This is a genomic window from Actinoplanes sp. NPDC049598 (assembly GCF_040675435.1).
Lineage (GTDB): Bacteria > Actinomycetota > Actinomycetes > Mycobacteriales > Micromonosporaceae > Actinoplanes.
This window is the reverse complement of record NZ_JBFAOX010000001.1, coordinates 964,860-979,714: the sequence shown is the minus strand read 5'-3', so window position 1 is coordinate 979,714 and position 14,855 is coordinate 964,860. Positions and strand designations below refer to the sequence as shown.

Genomic DNA, 14,855 nt, shown 5'->3' with positions numbered 1-14,855 from the left:
GAAGAGGTGGGGTCGAGAGATGGTGGCGACGGCGCAGGCGGGGCTGAGCCCGGAGGAGCTGCAGGCGTTCCGGGAGGCTCTGGCCGCGGGGCGTAAGCCGCGGGTGCAGTTCACGGAGTCGGCCGGGCAGATCGCGGGTCAGATCGGGCAGGTGGTGGGCCTGGAGGATCCGGCGGTCTCCGACGAGTTCGTGGTGGTGCGCTTCGGCAAGGACGAGTTGCCGTTCTCCCCCGCCGACCTGCGGGTGGCCCCGCGCGGGGCGGCGGCCAGGAAGGCGGCGCCCGCTCCGGCGCCGGAGCCCGATCCGGTGCCGGCGGGCCCGGAGTTCGTGCTCGACAAGCCGCCGGCGCCGCGCAAGCCGGTCGAGGAGACGCCCTCGCCCGCGCCGCCGGCGAAGAAGGCCGCGGCCCGGCCGGCCAAGGCGAAACCGGCGCCCGGTCTGACGGTGACGCTGGCCTACGCGGAAGGCGAGTGGACGGTCGCCGCCAACCAGGGGTCCAAGGCGCTGGCCAAGCCGTACGTGATCCGCCCGGCCGAGGCGCTGCGGATGGTGTCGCTGGTCGACGTGCCGGGGGTGCAGGAGGCGGTGGAGCAGATCCTGTCGGCCGAGCGGGCCGAGGCCGAGGCGCAGGCGCAGCGGCTGCGGGAGCAGCTGGCCGAGGTGGAGGCGCGGCTGGCCGAGTTAGGAGAGGCCGGCTGAGTCGCGGCGCGGCCGCACGCGGGAGCTGTCCGGTGGGCGGGTCGCATCGACGTGGTGCGGCGTCTGCATCTCGTCCGGGCGCAGGCCGGCCAGGGTGTCGTGGATGCCGTCCATGATCAGGCGGGTGGCCTGCATGGCGCGGGCGCCCGGCGTGCCGGTGACGCCGCTGAGGTCGACGGGGGTGTCGCCGAAGCGGACGTGCACGACCGGGCGGTGCCGCATGGCCCGCAGCAGCGAGCGCAGCAGGTGTTCGGGGGTGGTGTAGGGCAGCACGGCGTGCGCGCCCCACTGGGCGACCGGCAGCACGGGGGCGCCGGCCGCGAAGGCCATCCGGGCGACGCCGGTCTTGCCGCGCTCGGGCCACATCCACGGGTCCAGCCCGATGCGGCCCTCCGGGTAGACGAAGACCATCGCCCCGTCGAGCAGGGCCCGGGTGGCCGCCGGCAGGGCGTCGGCGACGCGGGCGGTCTGCCGGTCGACACGCAGGTGCCCGGCCGCGCGCATGGCCGCCCCGGCGATGGGCGCGTCGAACAGCCCTCCGGTGGCCATGATCCGCGGGGCGATGCCGGCCTTGTGGCAGGCGGCGGTCATCACGATCGGGTCGAACGGGCTGACATGGTTGGCGGCCAGGATCAGCGGCCGCCCCCGCAGGTGCGCGGGCACGGTCCCGACCACCCGCAGCCGGCATAGCGGAACGACGACGATGCGCGCGAGCACGAGCATGAACCGCCACATGAGCGGAACCCGCGGTGAGGATGAGCTGTCCATCAGGCCGGTAATACTCGCACGGCTCCGTGATCAGCCGGCGAGCGCCTTTACGTAGTACACCAGCGTCCACGTCCAGTCCGGCCGGCGTTCCCGGCCGGTCTCGCGATAACCCAGGGCCTGGTAGAACGCCATGGCCTCCGGCTGGTTGGCCGCCGTGTCGAGCCGGGCCGCGGTCAGCCCGCCGCGCGCCGCCCGCGCCTCCAGCCCGGCCATCAGGGCCCGCCCGATCCCCCGGCGCCGCGTCGCCGGATGCACCCGCACCCGCAGCATCTGCGCGCTGCCGTCCGGGTCCGGCCGGTAGCCGCCCATGCCGACGACGTGACCGTCCAGCTCCACGACCAGGAACTCGCCGCCGCGATCCAGAAAGCTCGCGGTGACATCGGCCAGATCGGGAAAGGCGGCGGGCGGCTCGGACGCCGGTGGCAGCGGGACCGGCACGGCCGCGTCGGCGGTGTGGCCGATGTTCGGCAGCGCGTTCAGCGCCCACACCACCCCGGCGTCACCCGGGCGGAACCTTCTGACCGTCAGCACCCTTCAGACCGCCGCGAGCTGCGGGAACGTGCCGTACGGCCCGACCGGCCCGGCGGCCATGGTGGTGCTCAGGATGCCGGTGGGCACCTCGGACAGCGGCGGCAGAACCGGTGGACGGGCGGTGACGCCCAGGGTGATGTGCGGCCGGAAGTCGGGACCGACCTGCCCCAGCGGATCCGCGGCGAGCTCCAGGAACGCGTGGTGCAGCGCGTCGAGCCCGGGCCGGCGCACGATCTCCAGACCGAAGTAGTGCCCACCCTGCGGCACGTAGTAGTCGCCGGCCGGGATCACCGCGTACAGCAGCCCGATGATCCTGACCTCGAAGGTGTTCTCCCGGTACCGCCCGGCCAGCCCCATAACCTCGGCCAGGCTGTCATCGGCCCCCCAGTGCAGCACCGACACATGCGGCGGCGCCTGCGCCCCCAGCAACATGATCGGCTCAGAGCTGCCCCCGATCGCCTGCGACAGCGCGATGAGAGCGTCCGAGGTGTCCGGGTCGGGTCGAAGCACTACGCCATGAGCCACCCCTGCAGTATGCGGCCCCCTGCTCTGCGCCACGCAGGCCGCAACGGCCCGGCCCGGCAGGTCTTGCTCTCAGTGCGCGGCATCGCCGGGATGGCTCGAAACCGGCGCGGTGGTATCGGAGCGGGGTACTCGTCCGCTGTCCAGTCACGTGAACGGGCAGGTCTGCGCCACATGCAACAACGGGTGGATGAGCAGCCTCGACGCTGGCGCCCAGCGGGTTCTGCTGGGCTCGACGAGTACCGGCGCCATTGCGGCCGACACCGCGGAGGTCCTGGCCCGCTGGCTGATCAAGGTGGTGGTGAACCTCAACGTGACCCAGCCTTATCGGCTCCTCGTCCCCGAGGAGGACCGGCACGGGCTGACGAGCTTCGTCGTCTCTGGCCGCTGACGGCAACGCCCCTGGCGTGGCAGGACCTTTCGGTTCACGACCGCTACGACAGCACGATGCGGGTGCTTCGCTACACGGCACCGCCGTCAGTTTTCGGTGAAGGCATCTACCGATCGTTCTGACCGCTGCCGCAGTATTCTGGCCCTTGACCCGCATGGCGTCGTCACCCCTCCAGGGTTGACGAAAATCTCATTCATGCCGGGCCGGACCTCCACCGTGCACCTGGACTGCCGCCGCTGGAACGAGGTGCTCGAGTCCCTGGCGACGGCGAAGACGCCGTGGCGCCGGCACCGCCGGAGGATCCCCGCTACGAGATCCCGGCCGCGACGATTCGCCGCACGCAGCCACGCGTCACCCGGGTCGGCGCCGACTGGGCCAGCGTCGTCGACGAGACCGCCCGTGAGTATGACGACTTGTCGGACGGTTCCCGCGACTGGGCCGACCTCGACCGCATCTGACCCAGTTGGGCGGCCCACCCCACCCCGGCCTGGGCTTCTACCGCGTAACGGCCCGAGGCGCCGCCGAACGCCGCAAGTCCGGCCGCTCGGAGCGAGCCACCGGACCGAAAGGCCGGTCACGACTCGTTCCGCGTACGCGGACCGGGTGGAGGTGGTCCCCTTTGCTCGCCCGAACAAACCCGGAGGAAAGGTAAGACCATGGCTACCAAGGCCACCATCCTCACCGTCAGCCTCGGCCTGTCGCTGGGCGGCGCGCTCGTCGCCGGACCGGCCCAGGCCGACCCGCGCAACGACTACATCGAGCTTCCCCCCGACCGGTACTACCACACCTTCGACAGCTGTTCCACTGAGGGTCAGAAACGAGTCCGGGACTGGGGCTGGGCCGCCTTCGACTGCGTGACCATCACCAACAAGGCTGGAAACGTGACTATCTACTGGCTGGAGTACGGGAACTGATCAGGGGTGCGGGATGACGCCGAGGCGGCCCTTGTTGAAGTCTCCGAAGGCCTGCATCAGCTCCTCAGTCCACCGCCCGGCGATCGAAGCCCTCGTGGAAAGGCCGGGTTCCGGCCACCCGGTCGTGCGGGGCGCCCGGACCGGGGAGCGGGTCGACCTCGACTAAGAGCTGCCGCTGTTCTGAGCTCAGGCCTTGCGGGCGGCCTCGCGCTTACCCCGCTTGCCCAGGGGGATCTCGGCCACGTCGACGGTCTGTGACGTCAGTTTCTTGATGGCGTAGCCGCGTGACCGCATCCACTCCGCGGCCTTGGCCTCGGCGCGGGCGGCGGCCTTCGGGATGTCGGCGTCGTCGGCGGCCTGCTCGGCGAAGCGGAACGTGAAGAACGGCCGGGCGGGCAGGTCGTAGGTCAGGTGGCCCTCGGGGGTGTACTGGGTGTGCAGGAAGTCGTGGGCGGCCTGGGCGGCGGTCAGCTCGGCCAGCTGCTCGGCGCTGAGGTTGTCGAAGCTGCCACGCACGGTGACCCTGATGGTGCGGCTCATGAGCGTGAAGTATCCGGGGCGGCGCCGGTCAGGGCCACTGGATTTCGTCGAGGAAGTCCTCGACGGCGACGACGATGCGGGCCAGCACGGCGATGGAGTCGGTGAGCGGGCCGGGCACGAACATGCCGTGGTCGGCGGTGGGGACTTCCAGCACGTAGGGGCTCAGGCGGTGGGCGGTGGCCGAGTCCCAGCTCTGGTCGGCGGTGCCGCCGACCAGCAGGCAGGGGGCGGTGGCGCGGTGCAGGGCGGCGACGACCCAGGGCAGGTGCAGCAGCGGGGTGAGCCAGACGGCGGGCAGGCCGCGGTCGGCCGCGACGCAGGCGGCGTTGCTGCCCAGGGACTTGCCGATGAGCAGGGCCGGGCCGGGCAGGGCGTCGAGGACCGGGGTGATCTGGTCGCGTACCCACGCTTCTATCTCGGGGGTCTGGTGCGCAGGTGGGGTGGTGCTCCACTCGTGGGCGTGGGCGGTGGCGCCGCGTTTCTCGGGGACGGTGCCGGCGTAGGCGAGCATGCCGGCGACGGGGCCGTAGCGCCCGCCGGGGATCACCACTGCGTCGGCCATGGTTCACGCTAACCGGGGGCGAAGCGGAACGCGATGCCTCGCGGGTCGTCGATTTCGATCAAGCCGGTGGTGTCGGTGTGCCCGCCGAGCCGCTCGAGCGCCTCGGCGGCGGTGGTGGCCCCGGTGAGCTGGACGGCGATGCCGGTGAACCGTAGCCGGGCGCCGAAGGTGATCTCGCCGGGGCCGAGCCCGTCGAGGTCCCCGGCGAGGGCGACCTCGAAGTGCGCGATCGGGCCGTCCTGGTCGAGCACGCGTACGTCGGCCCGGTCGTAGCGGTGGTGGCCGTGGTGGTGCACGACGGCCTCGGCCGGGTCGGCGAACGCGGGGCTGGACACGCTGAGCCCGGTCATGTCCTGCCAGCTTTTCGCCGTGTCGGGCAGCCACTCGATCTCGAGCAGGACCGGGTCGCCGCCGACCGGTCCGAAGGGGACCCGCAGGGTCCACGTCAGCGCCGGTGGCAGGCCGACGATCGGGTTGTCGAACAGCAGTCCGGAGAACTCGCCGCCGTCGGCGACGATCAGGGCGCCAGCGTCCACGGCGGGGAGTGTGCCACAACCGGGTGCCGGGCCCGCACGTCAGGGGCGCACCGCGATGGTGAGCAGGTGGTTGCTGACCCCGAGCAGGCTCGGCTCCTCCTCCACGGTGCGCAGCATCTCGAGCATCAGGGCGGTCTCGGCCGGGTCGGCCAGGATCTCGTGCAGGCGGGGCCCGGTCATGGCCATCGGCCCTTCCAGGCCGACGACGCGGCGCACGGTCAGGCCGGCGGCGAGGGCCTCGGCCGGGGGTTCGCTCGGGTGGTGCAGGTACGAGCTGGTGAACCAGCCGCCGCCGAGCTGCCCGACCGCTTCCTGCCGGCCGTCGTCGAGGACCCGGTCGATACGGGGCCGGAACCGCGGGTCGAGGGCGTAGTTCTTGACGAAGCCGTCGAACAGCGACGCGTACCGGGTGATGGTCGCGGCGATCACGACGCCGCCGGGGCGCAGGACGCGGCGGGCCTCGCGCCAGGCGGTGATCCGCTCGTGGTAGTCGAGCAGGTGGTAGAGCGGGCCGAACAGCAGCACGGCGTCGACGCCGGCGTCGCCGGCGGGCAGGTCGCGGGCGTCGCCGACGGCGGCGGTCACGCCGGGGCGGGCGGCGGCCGCGGCGACGTGGGCCGGGACCGGGTCGATGACGTGCACCGGGTGGCCGCGCTGGGCCAGGGGACCGGCGTAGACGCCGGTGGCGCCGCCGACGTCGAGCACGGCCGCCGGTGGGGCCGGCAGCTCACGGTCGAGAACGTCGAAGGTGCGCAGGAACTCCAGGCGCCCGGTGCCGGCGTCGAGCCGGTTGGTCTCACCGCCGAGCTCGTAGTAGTCGAGGATTTCAGGCCGCATGCGTTCGATCCTTCTCGCCGGGTGAGCCGGGCGGCAACGCAAATATCAGCCGAGGGGGAACTCGGCCAGGGTCGCCCACGTGCCGCCCGGCTCGGGGCGCCCGGCGATCAGCCGCAGCGCGTCGACGCGGCTGTGGATCGGCAGGTGCCCGGCGATCTCGGCGGCCGCGGCCTCGAGCACGGGGCGGGGGTGGTCGTGGCCGATCGTGAGGTGGGGAACGACCTCGGTGAACTCACCGCCGTACGGCTGATTGTCGGGGAAACGGGCCGCGAGCGCCGCCGTGAGGGTGACGATCGGCGTGGCCGGCGTGGGGGCGAGCCAGACGACCGTGTCACCGAACCATTCGATGCGCTCGAAGGCGCAGAAGAAGGCCGGCACCGACGCCGCCGTGCGGGTCAGCACGGCCAGGACGTGCTCGTCGATGCGCTCAGGCGCCAGGAACGGGTAGAGGACGGTCACGTGGGCGGGCACGCCCCAGCCGGCGGCGGTGTCGAGGCGTTCGCGGTGGGCGGCCACGACCGGTTCGGCCTCGCCGACGGCCAGGATCAGGGCGCTGTGGGTGGGTTCCATCGCGACAGTGTGCCCTGACGGATGTCATGGACGGGTGATGACGCTCGGCCCACGGATCGGCGGTCGGCGCGCCCGAGGATTGGTGGCATGACCCTCACAGCTTCACCCGACATCACGACCGCGCCGGCCGCGGTCGAGCTCGACGGCGTGATCAAGCGTTTCGGCGCGGTGACCGCGGTCGACGGCGTCAGCCTGACGATCCGGCCCGGGGAGGTGGTCGCCCTGCTGGGCCCGAACGGGGCCGGCAAGACCACCACGGTCGACATGCTGCTGGGCCTGGCCCAGCCGAACGAAGGCAGCGTGCGCGTGTACGGCCGGGCGCCGCACGAGGCGGTCCAGCTGGGCCTGGTCTCGGCCGTCATGCAGACCGGGGCGCTGCTCAAGGACTACACGGTCGAGGAGACCGTGCGGCTGACCGCGGTGCTGTTCGGCCGGTCCCGCGCCGACGCGGAGGCGGCGCTGCGGCGGGCCGGGCTCACCGAGGTCGCGGGGCGCCTGGTCGGCAAGTGCTCGGGCGGGCAGCAGCAGCGGCTGCGTTTCGCCATGGCCCTGCTGCCCGACCCGGAGCTGCTGATCCTCGACGAGCCGACGACCGGCATGGACGTCGGCGGGCGGCACGAGTTCTGGTCGGCGATCCGCGAGGACACCAACCGCGGCCGTACGGTCATCTTCGCCACCCACTACCTGGAGGAGGCCGACGCGTACGCGGACCGGGTGGTCTTCGTGCGCCGGGGCCGCATCGTCGCCGACGGCACGGCGGCCGAGGTCAAGGCCATGGCCTCGGGCCGTACGGTCCGCGCGACGCTGCCCGGCGCGATCGAGGCCGACCTGACCGCGATCGCCGGGGTCGACCGGGCCGAGGTCCGCGGGGAGACCGTCCTGCTGCACGGCAACGACAGCGACGAGATCGCCCGCTACCTGCTGACCCGTACGGCGGCCCGGGACCTGGAGATCACCAGCCGCAACCTGGAGGACGCCTTCCTGGCGCTGACCGCGGACGAGGAGACGAAATGACCGTCATGACCCGCACGCTGCCGCGCTTCGGCGGCTTCTCCCTCGGCATGATCAAGCTCGAGTTGCGGCGGATGCTGCGCAACAAACGCACGGTGATCTTCACGCTGGTCTTCCCGGCGGTGTTCTTCCTGCTCTTCGGCACCAGCGCCGACTACAAGACCGAACGCGTCGGCGGCGGCAACCTCACCGGCTACGTGCTGATCAGCATGGCCGTGTACGGGGCGATGCTGTCGACCACCAGCGGCGGCGCGATGGTCGCGGTCGAGCGGGCCGCCGGGTGGAGCCGGCAGCTGCGGCTGACCCCGCTACGGCCGTACGCCTACATCGCCACCAAGATCGTCATCGCGATGATCATCGGCGCGGTGTCGGTGGTCGTGGCGTTCGCGGTCGGCGCCGCCTCGGGTGCGCAGCTGCCGGCCTCGGCCTGGATCCTGTGCGGGCTGCTGGCCTGGGTGTGCGCGCTCGTGTTCGCCGCGTTCGGCCTGTTCATGGGCTACCTGCTGCCCAGCGAGAACGTCATGCAGATCCTCGGCCCGGTGCTGGCCGTGCTCTCGTTCGCCGGTGGGCTGTTCGTGCCGGTCGATCAGCTCGGCTCGACCTTCGCCACGATCGCCGAGTTCACCCCGGTGTACGGCGTCGGTGAGCTGGCCCGCTACCCGCTGACCCACGACGGGAACCTGTGGCTGGCCGCGCTCAACGTGATCGTCTGGACGGCGTTGTTCGCGGCCGGGGCGATGTGGCGCTTCCGGCGTGACACCGCCCGGGTCTGAGCGCGGCGGTAGGTTCACAGCCATGACAGCGTCCCCGGCCGCCGCCCGCCGCTACGGTGCGGTCTTCGCCGCTGTCTGGCTGTTCTACCTCAGCGAGAACGTCAAAGCCCTGCTCGACACCGACGACCTGTGGTGGCGCTGGACCGGGCTGGTCGCCGTGGTGGCCTTCGCCCTGAGCTACGCCGTGCTGGCCAGCCGGGCCCGCCTGTCCCGGCTGCAGCCGCCCCCGCCGCGGTTCGTGCTCGACATGTGGCTCGGCATCGCGCTCATGCTGGCCCTGTTCGCCCTGCAGATCCCCGGCGCCGGCAACCACGCCCTGCCCTGCCTGGTCTACATGGCCGCCCTGGCGGTCATCTGCCTGCCGCTCAAGCAGGCCCTGCCGTTCGCCGGGGCCCTGTTCGTGCTGGCCGAGGCCTTGCCGCTGCTCGTGCCGGGCTGGAGCGACAACGGCTACGGGCTGGCCGTGCTGCTCGGCTGCGCCGCCACCTACGGCATCCGCCTGGCCGTCGACCGGCAGAAGAGCCTGCTCGCCGCCCAGGTCGAGCTCTCCGAACTGGCCGTGCAGAACGAACGGGCCCGCATCGCGGCCGACCTGCACGACATCCTCGGGCACTCGCTGACCGTGGTCGCGGTCAAGGCCGAGCTGGCCCAGCGGCTGCTCGACGTCGACGTGGACAAGGCCCGGGCCGAGCTGCGCGACCTCGAAGCGCTCTCCCGCGACGCCCTGGCCGACGTGCGGGCCACCGCGATGGGCATGCGCGGCATCTCGCTGCCCGGCGAGATCGCCGCCGCCCGCGAGGCCCTGGCCGCCGCCAACGTCGAGGCCGAGCTGCCCGGGGTGGCCGACGAGGTGCCCAGCCGCAACCGGGAGCTGTTCGCCTGGACCATCCGCGAGGCCGTCACCAACATCGTGCGGCACAGCCGGGCCACCCACGCCCAGGTCCGCCTCGGCCCCGGCAGCGTCGAGATCCTCGACGACGGGGCCTTCGTGAACACCTGCGCCCCCGGGCAGGGCCTGACCGGGCTCCGGCGCCGCGCCGAGGCCGCCGGAGCCACTTTCGTCGCCGGCGCGCGCGACGACGATCACCCGGGGTTCCGGGTCCGCGTGGAGGTACCGACATGATCAAGCTGTTGCTCGCCGACGACCAGGCCCTCGTCCGCGGGGCCATGGCGGCCCTGCTCGACATGGAGAACGACCTGAAGGTCGTGGCCGAGGTCGGCCGCGGCGACGAGGTGGTCGCCGCCGCCCTGGCCCACGACCCCGACGTGGCCCTGCTCGACGTGGAGATGCCGGGCCTGGACGGGATAGCCGCCGGCCGGGCCCTGCGCCAGGCCCGCCCCGAGATCAAGGTGCTGATGGTGACCACCTTCGGCCGGGCCGGCTACCTGCGCGCCGCCATGGCCGCCGGGGCCAGCGGGTTCATCGTCAAGGACACCCCGGCCCGGCAGCTGGCCGACGCGGTCCGCCGCGTGCACGACGGCCTGCGCGTGGTCGACCCGGCCCTGGCCGCCCAGTCCCTGGCCCAGGGCGACTCGCCGCTGACCGACCGCGAGACCGGTGTGCTGCGCGCCGCCCGCGACGGCGGCACCGTGGCCGACATCGCCCGCGAGCTGCACCTGTCCGAAGGCACGGTCCGCAACCACCTGTCCGCGGCCATCGGCAAGACCGGCGCCCGCACCCGCGCCGAAGCCGTCCGCCTGGCCGTGGAGAACGGCTGGCTGCTCACTTGAGAATTCCCCTCCCGGTGCAACCGGACGGCAACCGTAAGTGACCGCCGGCTGCACCCGGCGGACGAAAAAGTTCACCCCGTCAGCAACGACAGGGGGGAACCACCATGAACACGACCACGATCGCCGTCACCCGCGCCCAGGAGACCCTGATCCGCGACAACATGGCCCTGGTCGGCCACATGGTCCGCGAAATGCTGTTCAAGGTGCCCGCCCACGTGCACCGCGACGACCTCGCCTCGGCCGGCTACGCCGCCCTGACCACCGCGGCCAAGGCGTACGACCCGGCCCGCGGCATCCCGTTCGGCCGCTTCGCCGCCGCCCGCGTGCGCGGCGCCCTGCTCGACGAGCTGCGCGGCATGGACTGGGCCAGCCGCTCCGTACGGGCCCGGGCCCGCCGCGCCCAGCAGGCCCGCACCGAACTGACCGCCCAGCTCGGCCGCACCCCCAGCGACAGCGAGCTGGCCACCCTGCTCGGCGTCGCCGTCAGCGAACTGGCCGTCCTCGACGACGACGTGCAGCGCGCCGCCGTGCTCTCCCTGCAGGGCTTCGCCGCCGGCACCGCCGACGACATGATCACCGACGCCGCCCTCAACCCCGAGGAGATGCTGCTGCACCGCGAGCGCATCGGCTACCTGCACGACGCCGTGGCCGTGCTGCCCGAGCGGCTGCGCCTGGTCGTCGAGTCCTCCTTCCTGCGCGAGCGCCCCCTGTCCGAGGTCGCCGCCGAGCTCGGCGTCACCGAGTCCCGCGTCTCACAGCTGCGCACCGAGGCCCTCGCCCTGCTCAAGGACGGCCTGACCACCCACATGGAGGCCAAGAGCACCCCCGCCGCCCCGGCCGGCGGCGCCGTGGCCCGCCGCCGCGCCGTCTACGCCGCCCAGATCGGCGCCCGCTCCACCATGACCACCCGCCTGCGCGCCACCACCACCGAGGGCCTGCGCGCCGCCGCCTGAGGCGCTCGGCCCCACGTCGCGGGGCCTGCGTGCCCGCTGCCTGAGGCGTTCGGCACCACGTCGCGGGGCCTGCGTGCCACTGCCTGACCCGTTCGGCCTCGGCCGTGCCGGCCGGTGGCGGCGGCGGCGGCGCAGATCGTTCGTCATGCGGCTCGTTCATGGTGCCGCGCCGTGAAGCTGACGCAACGGAGAGTCCGCGACGGGGCTCTGGGCGCTGGACCCTCCCGCAGATCCAGCGCATCGCCGGACACTTCCCTCGGCCTCGCTGCCGTCTCACTACGTGCCGCTTTCAGGTACCGGACCTCAGCCGGCCGGCTCAGCGCCGTACCGCCCTCACAGCAGCTCTGTCCCCTAATTATTGGATTGCAAATACTGGTAATTCAATAATCCGGATCGCCATCCGAACGACGCTCAGCCGCCCATGGCGTGGCGTAAGATAATGACCGTTATCCGTCAGGTAGGGTTTGGGCGTGACAGACGGACCACAAAGCACGGTCGGCAGTGAACTAGTTCCCACAGGCTCGGCTGCGGCGCCCGCGATCGCGGTGGCGGCACCGACCCGGCTCGGGGAACTGACCAACATGTGGCTAAGCCGGCAACGTTCTGCGCACACCCGCACCGCGTACCGGCGGGATCTGTGGCAGTGGGGTGAGTGGTGCGCGGCCACCGGCCGCAACCCGCTGACCGCCCGGGCCGCCGACCTCGACGCCTGGATCGTCGAGCAGCGCGCGACCGGAGCCCGCGGCAGACCCGCCGCCGAGTCCACCATCGCCCGCCGGCTGTCCGCGGTCGCGTCCTGGTACGACTACCTGGTCGTCAACACCGCCGGTGACCCGGAGCCGCTGATCACGTACAACCCGGCCCAGGCCGCCGCGCGGCCGCGCATCGACCCGGACGACAGCAGCACCGTCGGCCTCGACCGCCCGGAAGCCGACCGGCTGCTCGGCGAGGCCCGCGCCGATTCCCTGACAACGCACGCGCTGATCCTGTTGCTGCTGGTTGCCGGGTTGCGGGTCGGTTCGGCGATCGGAGCGCGGATCGAGGACCTCGGCAGCGACCGTGGCCACCGGGTGCTCAACCTGACCGTCAAGGGCGGGCGCCGCCGCCGGGTCCCGTTGCCGCCGGTGCTGTCGCACGCCATCGACCTGATGCTGGCCGAGCGCGGCGCCCCGGGCGGGGGACCGCTGTTCCTCACCCCGTCCGGCCGGCCGATCTACGAGCTGTTCGTGTACCGGCTGATCCGCCGGCTGGCCCGCAGCGCCGGGCTGGCCGCGGCGGGCGCGCTGAGCCCGCACTCGCTGCGCCACACCGCGATCACCGAGATCCTCGACGCCACCGGCGGCGACCTGCGCCGGGCTCAGGACTTCGCCGGGCACGCCGATCCGCGGACCACCCGCCGCTACGACCGGCGCCGCGACCAGCTCGACAATCACGGCGCCTATCTGCTCGCCGGCCGTTTCGGTGACACCGCGTCCGACCGGGCGTGAGCCTGAAACGGTTCTGCCAGAACGATTCTCCTGCGGTTTCGCGGCGGCGGCGTGGTGTGGGGGCTCGCGTGGGGGTGGTGCGGGGCGCGACGAGAGCGGCTATCGCTGTCTCATCGACGCGCTCGGCCCGTCTTCCAGCTACCGGTCGCATAAATCGGTTTCGGTGTGCTCGGCGTGATGGTAGACAGCCCGGGTGCCGAAGACCTTGGAGTACGAGACCCTGCTGACGCTGATCGGCGAACGCTCGGCCGCTTTCCGCGCCACCATCGCCGACGCGCCGGGCCTCGGCGTGCCGGTGCCGTCCTGCCCGGGCTGGACGCTGGCCGATCTCGCGCAGCACCTGGCTGTCGGCCGCCGCAAGTGGGCCGCCATCGTCGCCGCCGGCCCGGCCGACGCGCCCCCGCCCCCGCCGGCCGCCGACGCGGACGAGCTGGCCCGGACCACGCAGGAACTGGTGGACGCCCTGCGCGCGGCCGGCCCCGACAAGGCGTGCTGGACGTGGTGGCCTCGCTCGCCGTCGCCCCGGACCGCCGGCGCCGCCGCCCGCCACCAGGTGCAGGAGCTGGCCGTGCACACCTACGACGCCCAGCTCGCGCTGGGCGCACCGCGGCCGCTGCCGGACGCGGTGGCCCTCGACGGTGTCGACGAGTTCCTGGCCACGTGCGTCGCCACCGACCTGCCGTGGCCCCACGACCCGGTGACCGTCGAGTACCACGCCACCGAGGGCGACTCCTGGCGACTGCGCCTGTCCTCCGCCGGGGCATCGGTGGGCCGGGCCGAGGGCCCGGGCGAGGCCGACGCCGCGTTGTGGGGGACGGCCAGCGATCTGGTGCTGCTGTTTTACGGCCGGCTGCCGCTGGACGCGTTCAAAATCGAAGGTGACCGGTGGCCCTTCGAGGGCCTCATCGAGTGGGAGCCGGGGAGCTAGCCGTGGGGCGGCGGATCATGAACACGTCGATCGGGTCCTCGGACTCGATCGTGAAGCCGTGGCGGGCGTACAGCCGCAGGGCTTGACTGCCCCGCAGGACGTTGAGGCGCACCGTGGCGGCGTCGGTGTCGGCCCGGGCGAGCAGGGTGCGCAGGACGGCCGAGCCGAGACCGCGGCCCTGCAGGCCCGGGGCCAGGTAGAAGTGTTCGAGCCAGTGGGCGCCGGCCTGCGGGCGCATGGTCACGCTGCCGGCGAAGGCGCCCGCGGACAGGATGATCGAGGTGTGCTCGGGCGTGAACGCGTCGCGCAGCCGTTGCCGGACCCGGTGCTCGTCGAAGCGGCCGAGGCGTTGCAGATCGGGGCGCAGCGCGACGGCCCGCAGCTCGGCGATGGTCTCGACGTCGGCCGGGCGGGCGGGGCGCAGCGCCCAGTCGGGGACGGTCACCGCCGGAAGACGGCCCGGACGTCCCACAGCGCCCAGGCCAGCACGGCCGTGCCCGCCGCGGCCAGCACCCACTCGCCGTCGGCGACCGAGCTGATGACGATGCCGGCGACCGCGAGGGCCATGAACACCCGAGAGTCACGCCACCACGGGGTGCGGTGGGCCGGTTCCGCTTCGGCCAGTTCCCGCGCGTAGCGGGCCACCGAGGGAAGGGGCGGCTGGTCACCGGCGGCCGCACGCGCCTGGGCGACCAGTTCGGCGGCCCGGCGGCGGGGGATGTTGTAGCGGCCCACCAGCAGGTCGTCGAGCCGGCCCCACCAGTCCCGGCCGCGGCGCGGGCGGTTGAGCAGCACCGCCAGGACGGTGGTCACCGCCAGCAGGCCCAGGACCGGCACCGATCCGATACGCGTGCGCGGCAGCTGCGTGAACGCCACCGCGGTCACTACGACAAGCAGGGCCACCACGCCGTACGCCCACCAGGCGCGCCCGGCCACCGCGAGCACCAGGGTCGCCACCAGCAACGACACCCCGACCAGCCCGGCCACGGTGACCGGCAGCGTGAGACCGCCGGCCGCCCACGCGCCCAGCAGGATCCCCGGCACCGCGAGCAGCGCGACCGCCCCCGCGGCCTCCCGAAGTCTTTCGAACACGTTCAAACC

General features: G+C 73.0%; 21 protein-coding genes. 11 read left to right on the top strand and 10 right to left on the bottom strand.

Going from position 1 to position 14,855, the window contains the following annotated elements; translation table 11 throughout:
* Positions 1 to 19: 19 nt before the first annotated feature.
* Positions 20 to 700, top strand: a complete 681-nt coding sequence (locus tag AB0J66_RS04855; RefSeq protein WP_364655708.1) for a hypothetical protein — start codon at positions 20 to 22, stop codon at positions 698 to 700.
* Here AB0J66_RS04855 and AB0J66_RS04850 read toward each other — a convergent pair.
* The 3 genes from AB0J66_RS04850 to AB0J66_RS04840 are packed head-to-tail and all read right to left on the bottom strand — an operon-like array spanning position 683 to position 2,524.
* On the bottom strand, positions 683 to 1,468 hold the full coding sequence (locus tag AB0J66_RS04850; protein WP_364655707.1) for a lysophospholipid acyltransferase family protein: 786 nt from the start codon (positions 1,466 to 1,468) through the stop codon (positions 683 to 685). The two genes, AB0J66_RS04855 and AB0J66_RS04850, sit on opposite strands and share 18 nt — an antisense overlap.
* A gap of 30 nt (positions 1,469 to 1,498) precedes the next feature.
* Positions 1,499 to 1,999 carry a GNAT family N-acetyltransferase gene (locus AB0J66_RS04845; protein ID WP_364655705.1) on the bottom strand — a complete coding sequence of 167 codons (501 nt, stop codon included), beginning with the start codon at positions 1,997 to 1,999 and terminating at the stop codon, positions 1,499 to 1,501.
* A 3-nt stretch (positions 2,000 to 2,002) separates the two neighbouring features.
* Positions 2,003 to 2,524 (bottom strand): hypothetical protein, encoded by a 522-nt coding sequence (locus tag AB0J66_RS04840; protein WP_364655703.1) that lies wholly within the window; start codon positions 2,522 to 2,524, stop codon positions 2,003 to 2,005.
* A 187-nt stretch (positions 2,525 to 2,711) separates the two neighbouring features.
* On the opposite strand from AB0J66_RS04840, the gene AB0J66_RS04835 reads away from it, so the two are divergent.
* From AB0J66_RS04835 to AB0J66_RS04825, 3 genes are all read left to right on the top strand, one after another.
* On the top strand, positions 2,712 to 2,912 hold the full coding sequence (locus AB0J66_RS04835) for a hypothetical protein (RefSeq protein ID WP_364655701.1): 201 nt from the start codon (positions 2,712 to 2,714) through the stop codon (positions 2,910 to 2,912).
* Between the two features lie 278 nt (positions 2,913 to 3,190).
* Complete coding sequence (locus tag AB0J66_RS04830; RefSeq protein WP_364655699.1) at positions 3,191 to 3,370, top strand: hypothetical protein; 180 nt, start codon at positions 3,191 to 3,193, stop codon at positions 3,368 to 3,370.
* A gap of 198 nt (positions 3,371 to 3,568) precedes the next feature.
* The gene (locus AB0J66_RS04825) at positions 3,569 to 3,826 is read left to right on the top strand and encodes a hypothetical protein (protein ID WP_364655698.1); all 258 of its coding nucleotides are present in this window, start codon (positions 3,569 to 3,571) and stop codon (positions 3,824 to 3,826) included.
* A 186-nt stretch (positions 3,827 to 4,012) separates the two neighbouring features.
* Here the strand turns inward: AB0J66_RS04825 and AB0J66_RS04820 are convergent, their stop codons facing one another.
* Genes AB0J66_RS04820 through AB0J66_RS04800 form a run of 5 tightly spaced genes read right to left on the bottom strand, consistent with a single transcriptional unit; the run spans position 4,013 to position 6,871 of the window.
* Complete coding sequence (locus tag AB0J66_RS04820) at positions 4,013 to 4,366, bottom strand: DUF6204 family protein (protein ID WP_364655696.1); 354 nt, start codon at positions 4,364 to 4,366, stop codon at positions 4,013 to 4,015.
* 28 nt (positions 4,367 to 4,394) lie between these two features.
* Complete coding sequence (locus AB0J66_RS04815) at positions 4,395 to 4,928, bottom strand: alpha/beta hydrolase (protein ID WP_364655695.1); 534 nt, start codon at positions 4,926 to 4,928, stop codon at positions 4,395 to 4,397.
* A gap of 8 nt (positions 4,929 to 4,936) precedes the next feature.
* The gene (locus tag AB0J66_RS04810) at positions 4,937 to 5,464 is read right to left on the bottom strand and encodes a hypothetical protein (RefSeq protein WP_364655693.1); all 528 of its coding nucleotides are present in this window, start codon (positions 5,462 to 5,464) and stop codon (positions 4,937 to 4,939) included.
* 39 nt (positions 5,465 to 5,503) lie between these two features.
* Positions 5,504 to 6,301 carry a class I SAM-dependent methyltransferase gene (locus tag AB0J66_RS04805; protein WP_364655691.1) on the bottom strand — a complete coding sequence of 266 codons (798 nt, stop codon included), beginning with the start codon at positions 6,299 to 6,301 and terminating at the stop codon, positions 5,504 to 5,506.
* Positions 6,302 to 6,346: 45 nt separating this feature from the next.
* Positions 6,347 to 6,871: a 2'-5' RNA ligase family protein gene (locus AB0J66_RS04800; RefSeq protein ID WP_364655689.1), complete on the bottom strand. Its 525-nt coding sequence runs from the start codon at positions 6,869 to 6,871 to the stop codon at positions 6,347 to 6,349.
* A gap of 87 nt (positions 6,872 to 6,958) precedes the next feature.
* Between AB0J66_RS04800 and AB0J66_RS04795 the strand changes: the two genes are divergently transcribed.
* The 7 genes from AB0J66_RS04795 (at position 6,959) to AB0J66_RS04765 (ending at position 13,754) form a co-directional block, all read left to right on the top strand.
* The gene (locus tag AB0J66_RS04795; RefSeq protein WP_364655688.1) at positions 6,959 to 7,885 is read left to right on the top strand and encodes an ABC transporter ATP-binding protein; all 927 of its coding nucleotides are present in this window, start codon (positions 6,959 to 6,961) and stop codon (positions 7,883 to 7,885) included.
* Entirely contained in the window at positions 7,882 to 8,655 is a 774-nt protein-coding gene (locus AB0J66_RS04790) for an ABC transporter permease (RefSeq protein ID WP_364655686.1), read from the top strand. Before AB0J66_RS04795 ends, AB0J66_RS04790 begins: the two co-directional genes overlap by 4 nt.
* A 22-nt stretch (positions 8,656 to 8,677) precedes the next feature.
* Entirely contained in the window at positions 8,678 to 9,778 is a 1,101-nt protein-coding gene (locus AB0J66_RS04785; protein WP_364655684.1) for a histidine kinase, read from the top strand.
* A complete protein-coding gene (locus tag AB0J66_RS04780) occupies positions 9,775 to 10,386 on the top strand; it encodes a response regulator transcription factor (protein ID WP_364655683.1) in 612 nt (203 codons plus the stop codon). Before AB0J66_RS04785 ends, AB0J66_RS04780 begins: the two co-directional genes overlap by 4 nt.
* 104 nt (positions 10,387 to 10,490) lie before the next feature.
* The gene (locus AB0J66_RS04775; RefSeq protein WP_364655681.1) at positions 10,491 to 11,339 is read left to right on the top strand and encodes a sigma-70 family RNA polymerase sigma factor; all 849 of its coding nucleotides are present in this window, start codon (positions 10,491 to 10,493) and stop codon (positions 11,337 to 11,339) included.
* A 470-nt stretch (positions 11,340 to 11,809) separates the two neighbouring features.
* Positions 11,810 to 12,826, top strand: coding sequence for a tyrosine-type recombinase/integrase (locus tag AB0J66_RS04770; RefSeq protein WP_364655680.1), 1,017 nt, complete (start codon positions 11,810 to 11,812; stop codon positions 12,824 to 12,826).
* 193 nt (positions 12,827 to 13,019) lie between these two features.
* Complete coding sequence (locus AB0J66_RS04765; RefSeq protein WP_364655678.1) at positions 13,020 to 13,754, top strand: maleylpyruvate isomerase family mycothiol-dependent enzyme; 735 nt, start codon at positions 13,020 to 13,022, stop codon at positions 13,752 to 13,754.
* Here AB0J66_RS04765 and AB0J66_RS04760 read toward each other — a convergent pair.
* Together AB0J66_RS04760 and AB0J66_RS04755 are read right to left on the bottom strand one after the other, a co-directional pair.
* Complete coding sequence (locus AB0J66_RS04760; protein WP_364655676.1) at positions 13,729 to 14,199, bottom strand: GNAT family N-acetyltransferase; 471 nt, start codon at positions 14,197 to 14,199, stop codon at positions 13,729 to 13,731. The genes AB0J66_RS04765 and AB0J66_RS04760 overlap by 26 nt on opposite strands.
* The gene (locus AB0J66_RS04755) at positions 14,196 to 14,846 is read right to left on the bottom strand and encodes a hypothetical protein (RefSeq protein WP_364655674.1); all 651 of its coding nucleotides are present in this window, start codon (positions 14,844 to 14,846) and stop codon (positions 14,196 to 14,198) included. The genes AB0J66_RS04760 and AB0J66_RS04755 overlap by 4 nt, the downstream gene beginning before the upstream one ends.
* Between the last annotated feature and the right edge of the window lie 9 nt (positions 14,847 to 14,855).

Coding starts and splice junctions, on each gene's coding strand:
- AB0J66_RS04820 (WP_364655696.1), bottom strand. CDS start 4,366: ATGAGCCGCACCATCAGGGTCACCGTGCGTGGCAGCTTCGACAACCTC.
- AB0J66_RS04815 (WP_364655695.1), bottom strand. CDS start 4,928: ATGGCCGACGCAGTGGTGATCCCCGGCGGGCGCTACGGCCCCGTCGCC.
- AB0J66_RS04835 (WP_364655701.1), top strand. CDS start 2,712: ATGAGCAGCCTCGACGCTGGCGCCCAGCGGGTTCTGCTGGGCTCGACG.
- AB0J66_RS04785 (WP_364655684.1), top strand. CDS start 8,678: ATGACAGCGTCCCCGGCCGCCGCCCGCCGCTACGGTGCGGTCTTCGCC.
- AB0J66_RS04795 (WP_364655688.1), top strand. CDS start 6,959: ATGACCCTCACAGCTTCACCCGACATCACGACCGCGCCGGCCGCGGTC.
- AB0J66_RS04825 (WP_364655698.1), top strand. CDS start 3,569: ATGGCTACCAAGGCCACCATCCTCACCGTCAGCCTCGGCCTGTCGCTG.
- AB0J66_RS04790 (WP_364655686.1), top strand. CDS start 7,882: ATGACCGTCATGACCCGCACGCTGCCGCGCTTCGGCGGCTTCTCCCTC.
- AB0J66_RS04775 (WP_364655681.1), top strand. CDS start 10,491: ATGAACACGACCACGATCGCCGTCACCCGCGCCCAGGAGACCCTGATC.
- AB0J66_RS04855 (WP_364655708.1), top strand. CDS start 20: ATGGTGGCGACGGCGCAGGCGGGGCTGAGCCCGGAGGAGCTGCAGGCG.
- AB0J66_RS04850 (WP_364655707.1), bottom strand. CDS start 1,468: ATGGACAGCTCATCCTCACCGCGGGTTCCGCTCATGTGGCGGTTCATG.
- AB0J66_RS04780 (WP_364655683.1), top strand. CDS start 9,775: ATGATCAAGCTGTTGCTCGCCGACGACCAGGCCCTCGTCCGCGGGGCC.
- AB0J66_RS04800 (WP_364655689.1), bottom strand. CDS start 6,871: ATGGAACCCACCCACAGCGCCCTGATCCTGGCCGTCGGCGAGGCCGAA.
- AB0J66_RS04805 (WP_364655691.1), bottom strand. CDS start 6,301: ATGCGGCCTGAAATCCTCGACTACTACGAGCTCGGCGGTGAGACCAAC.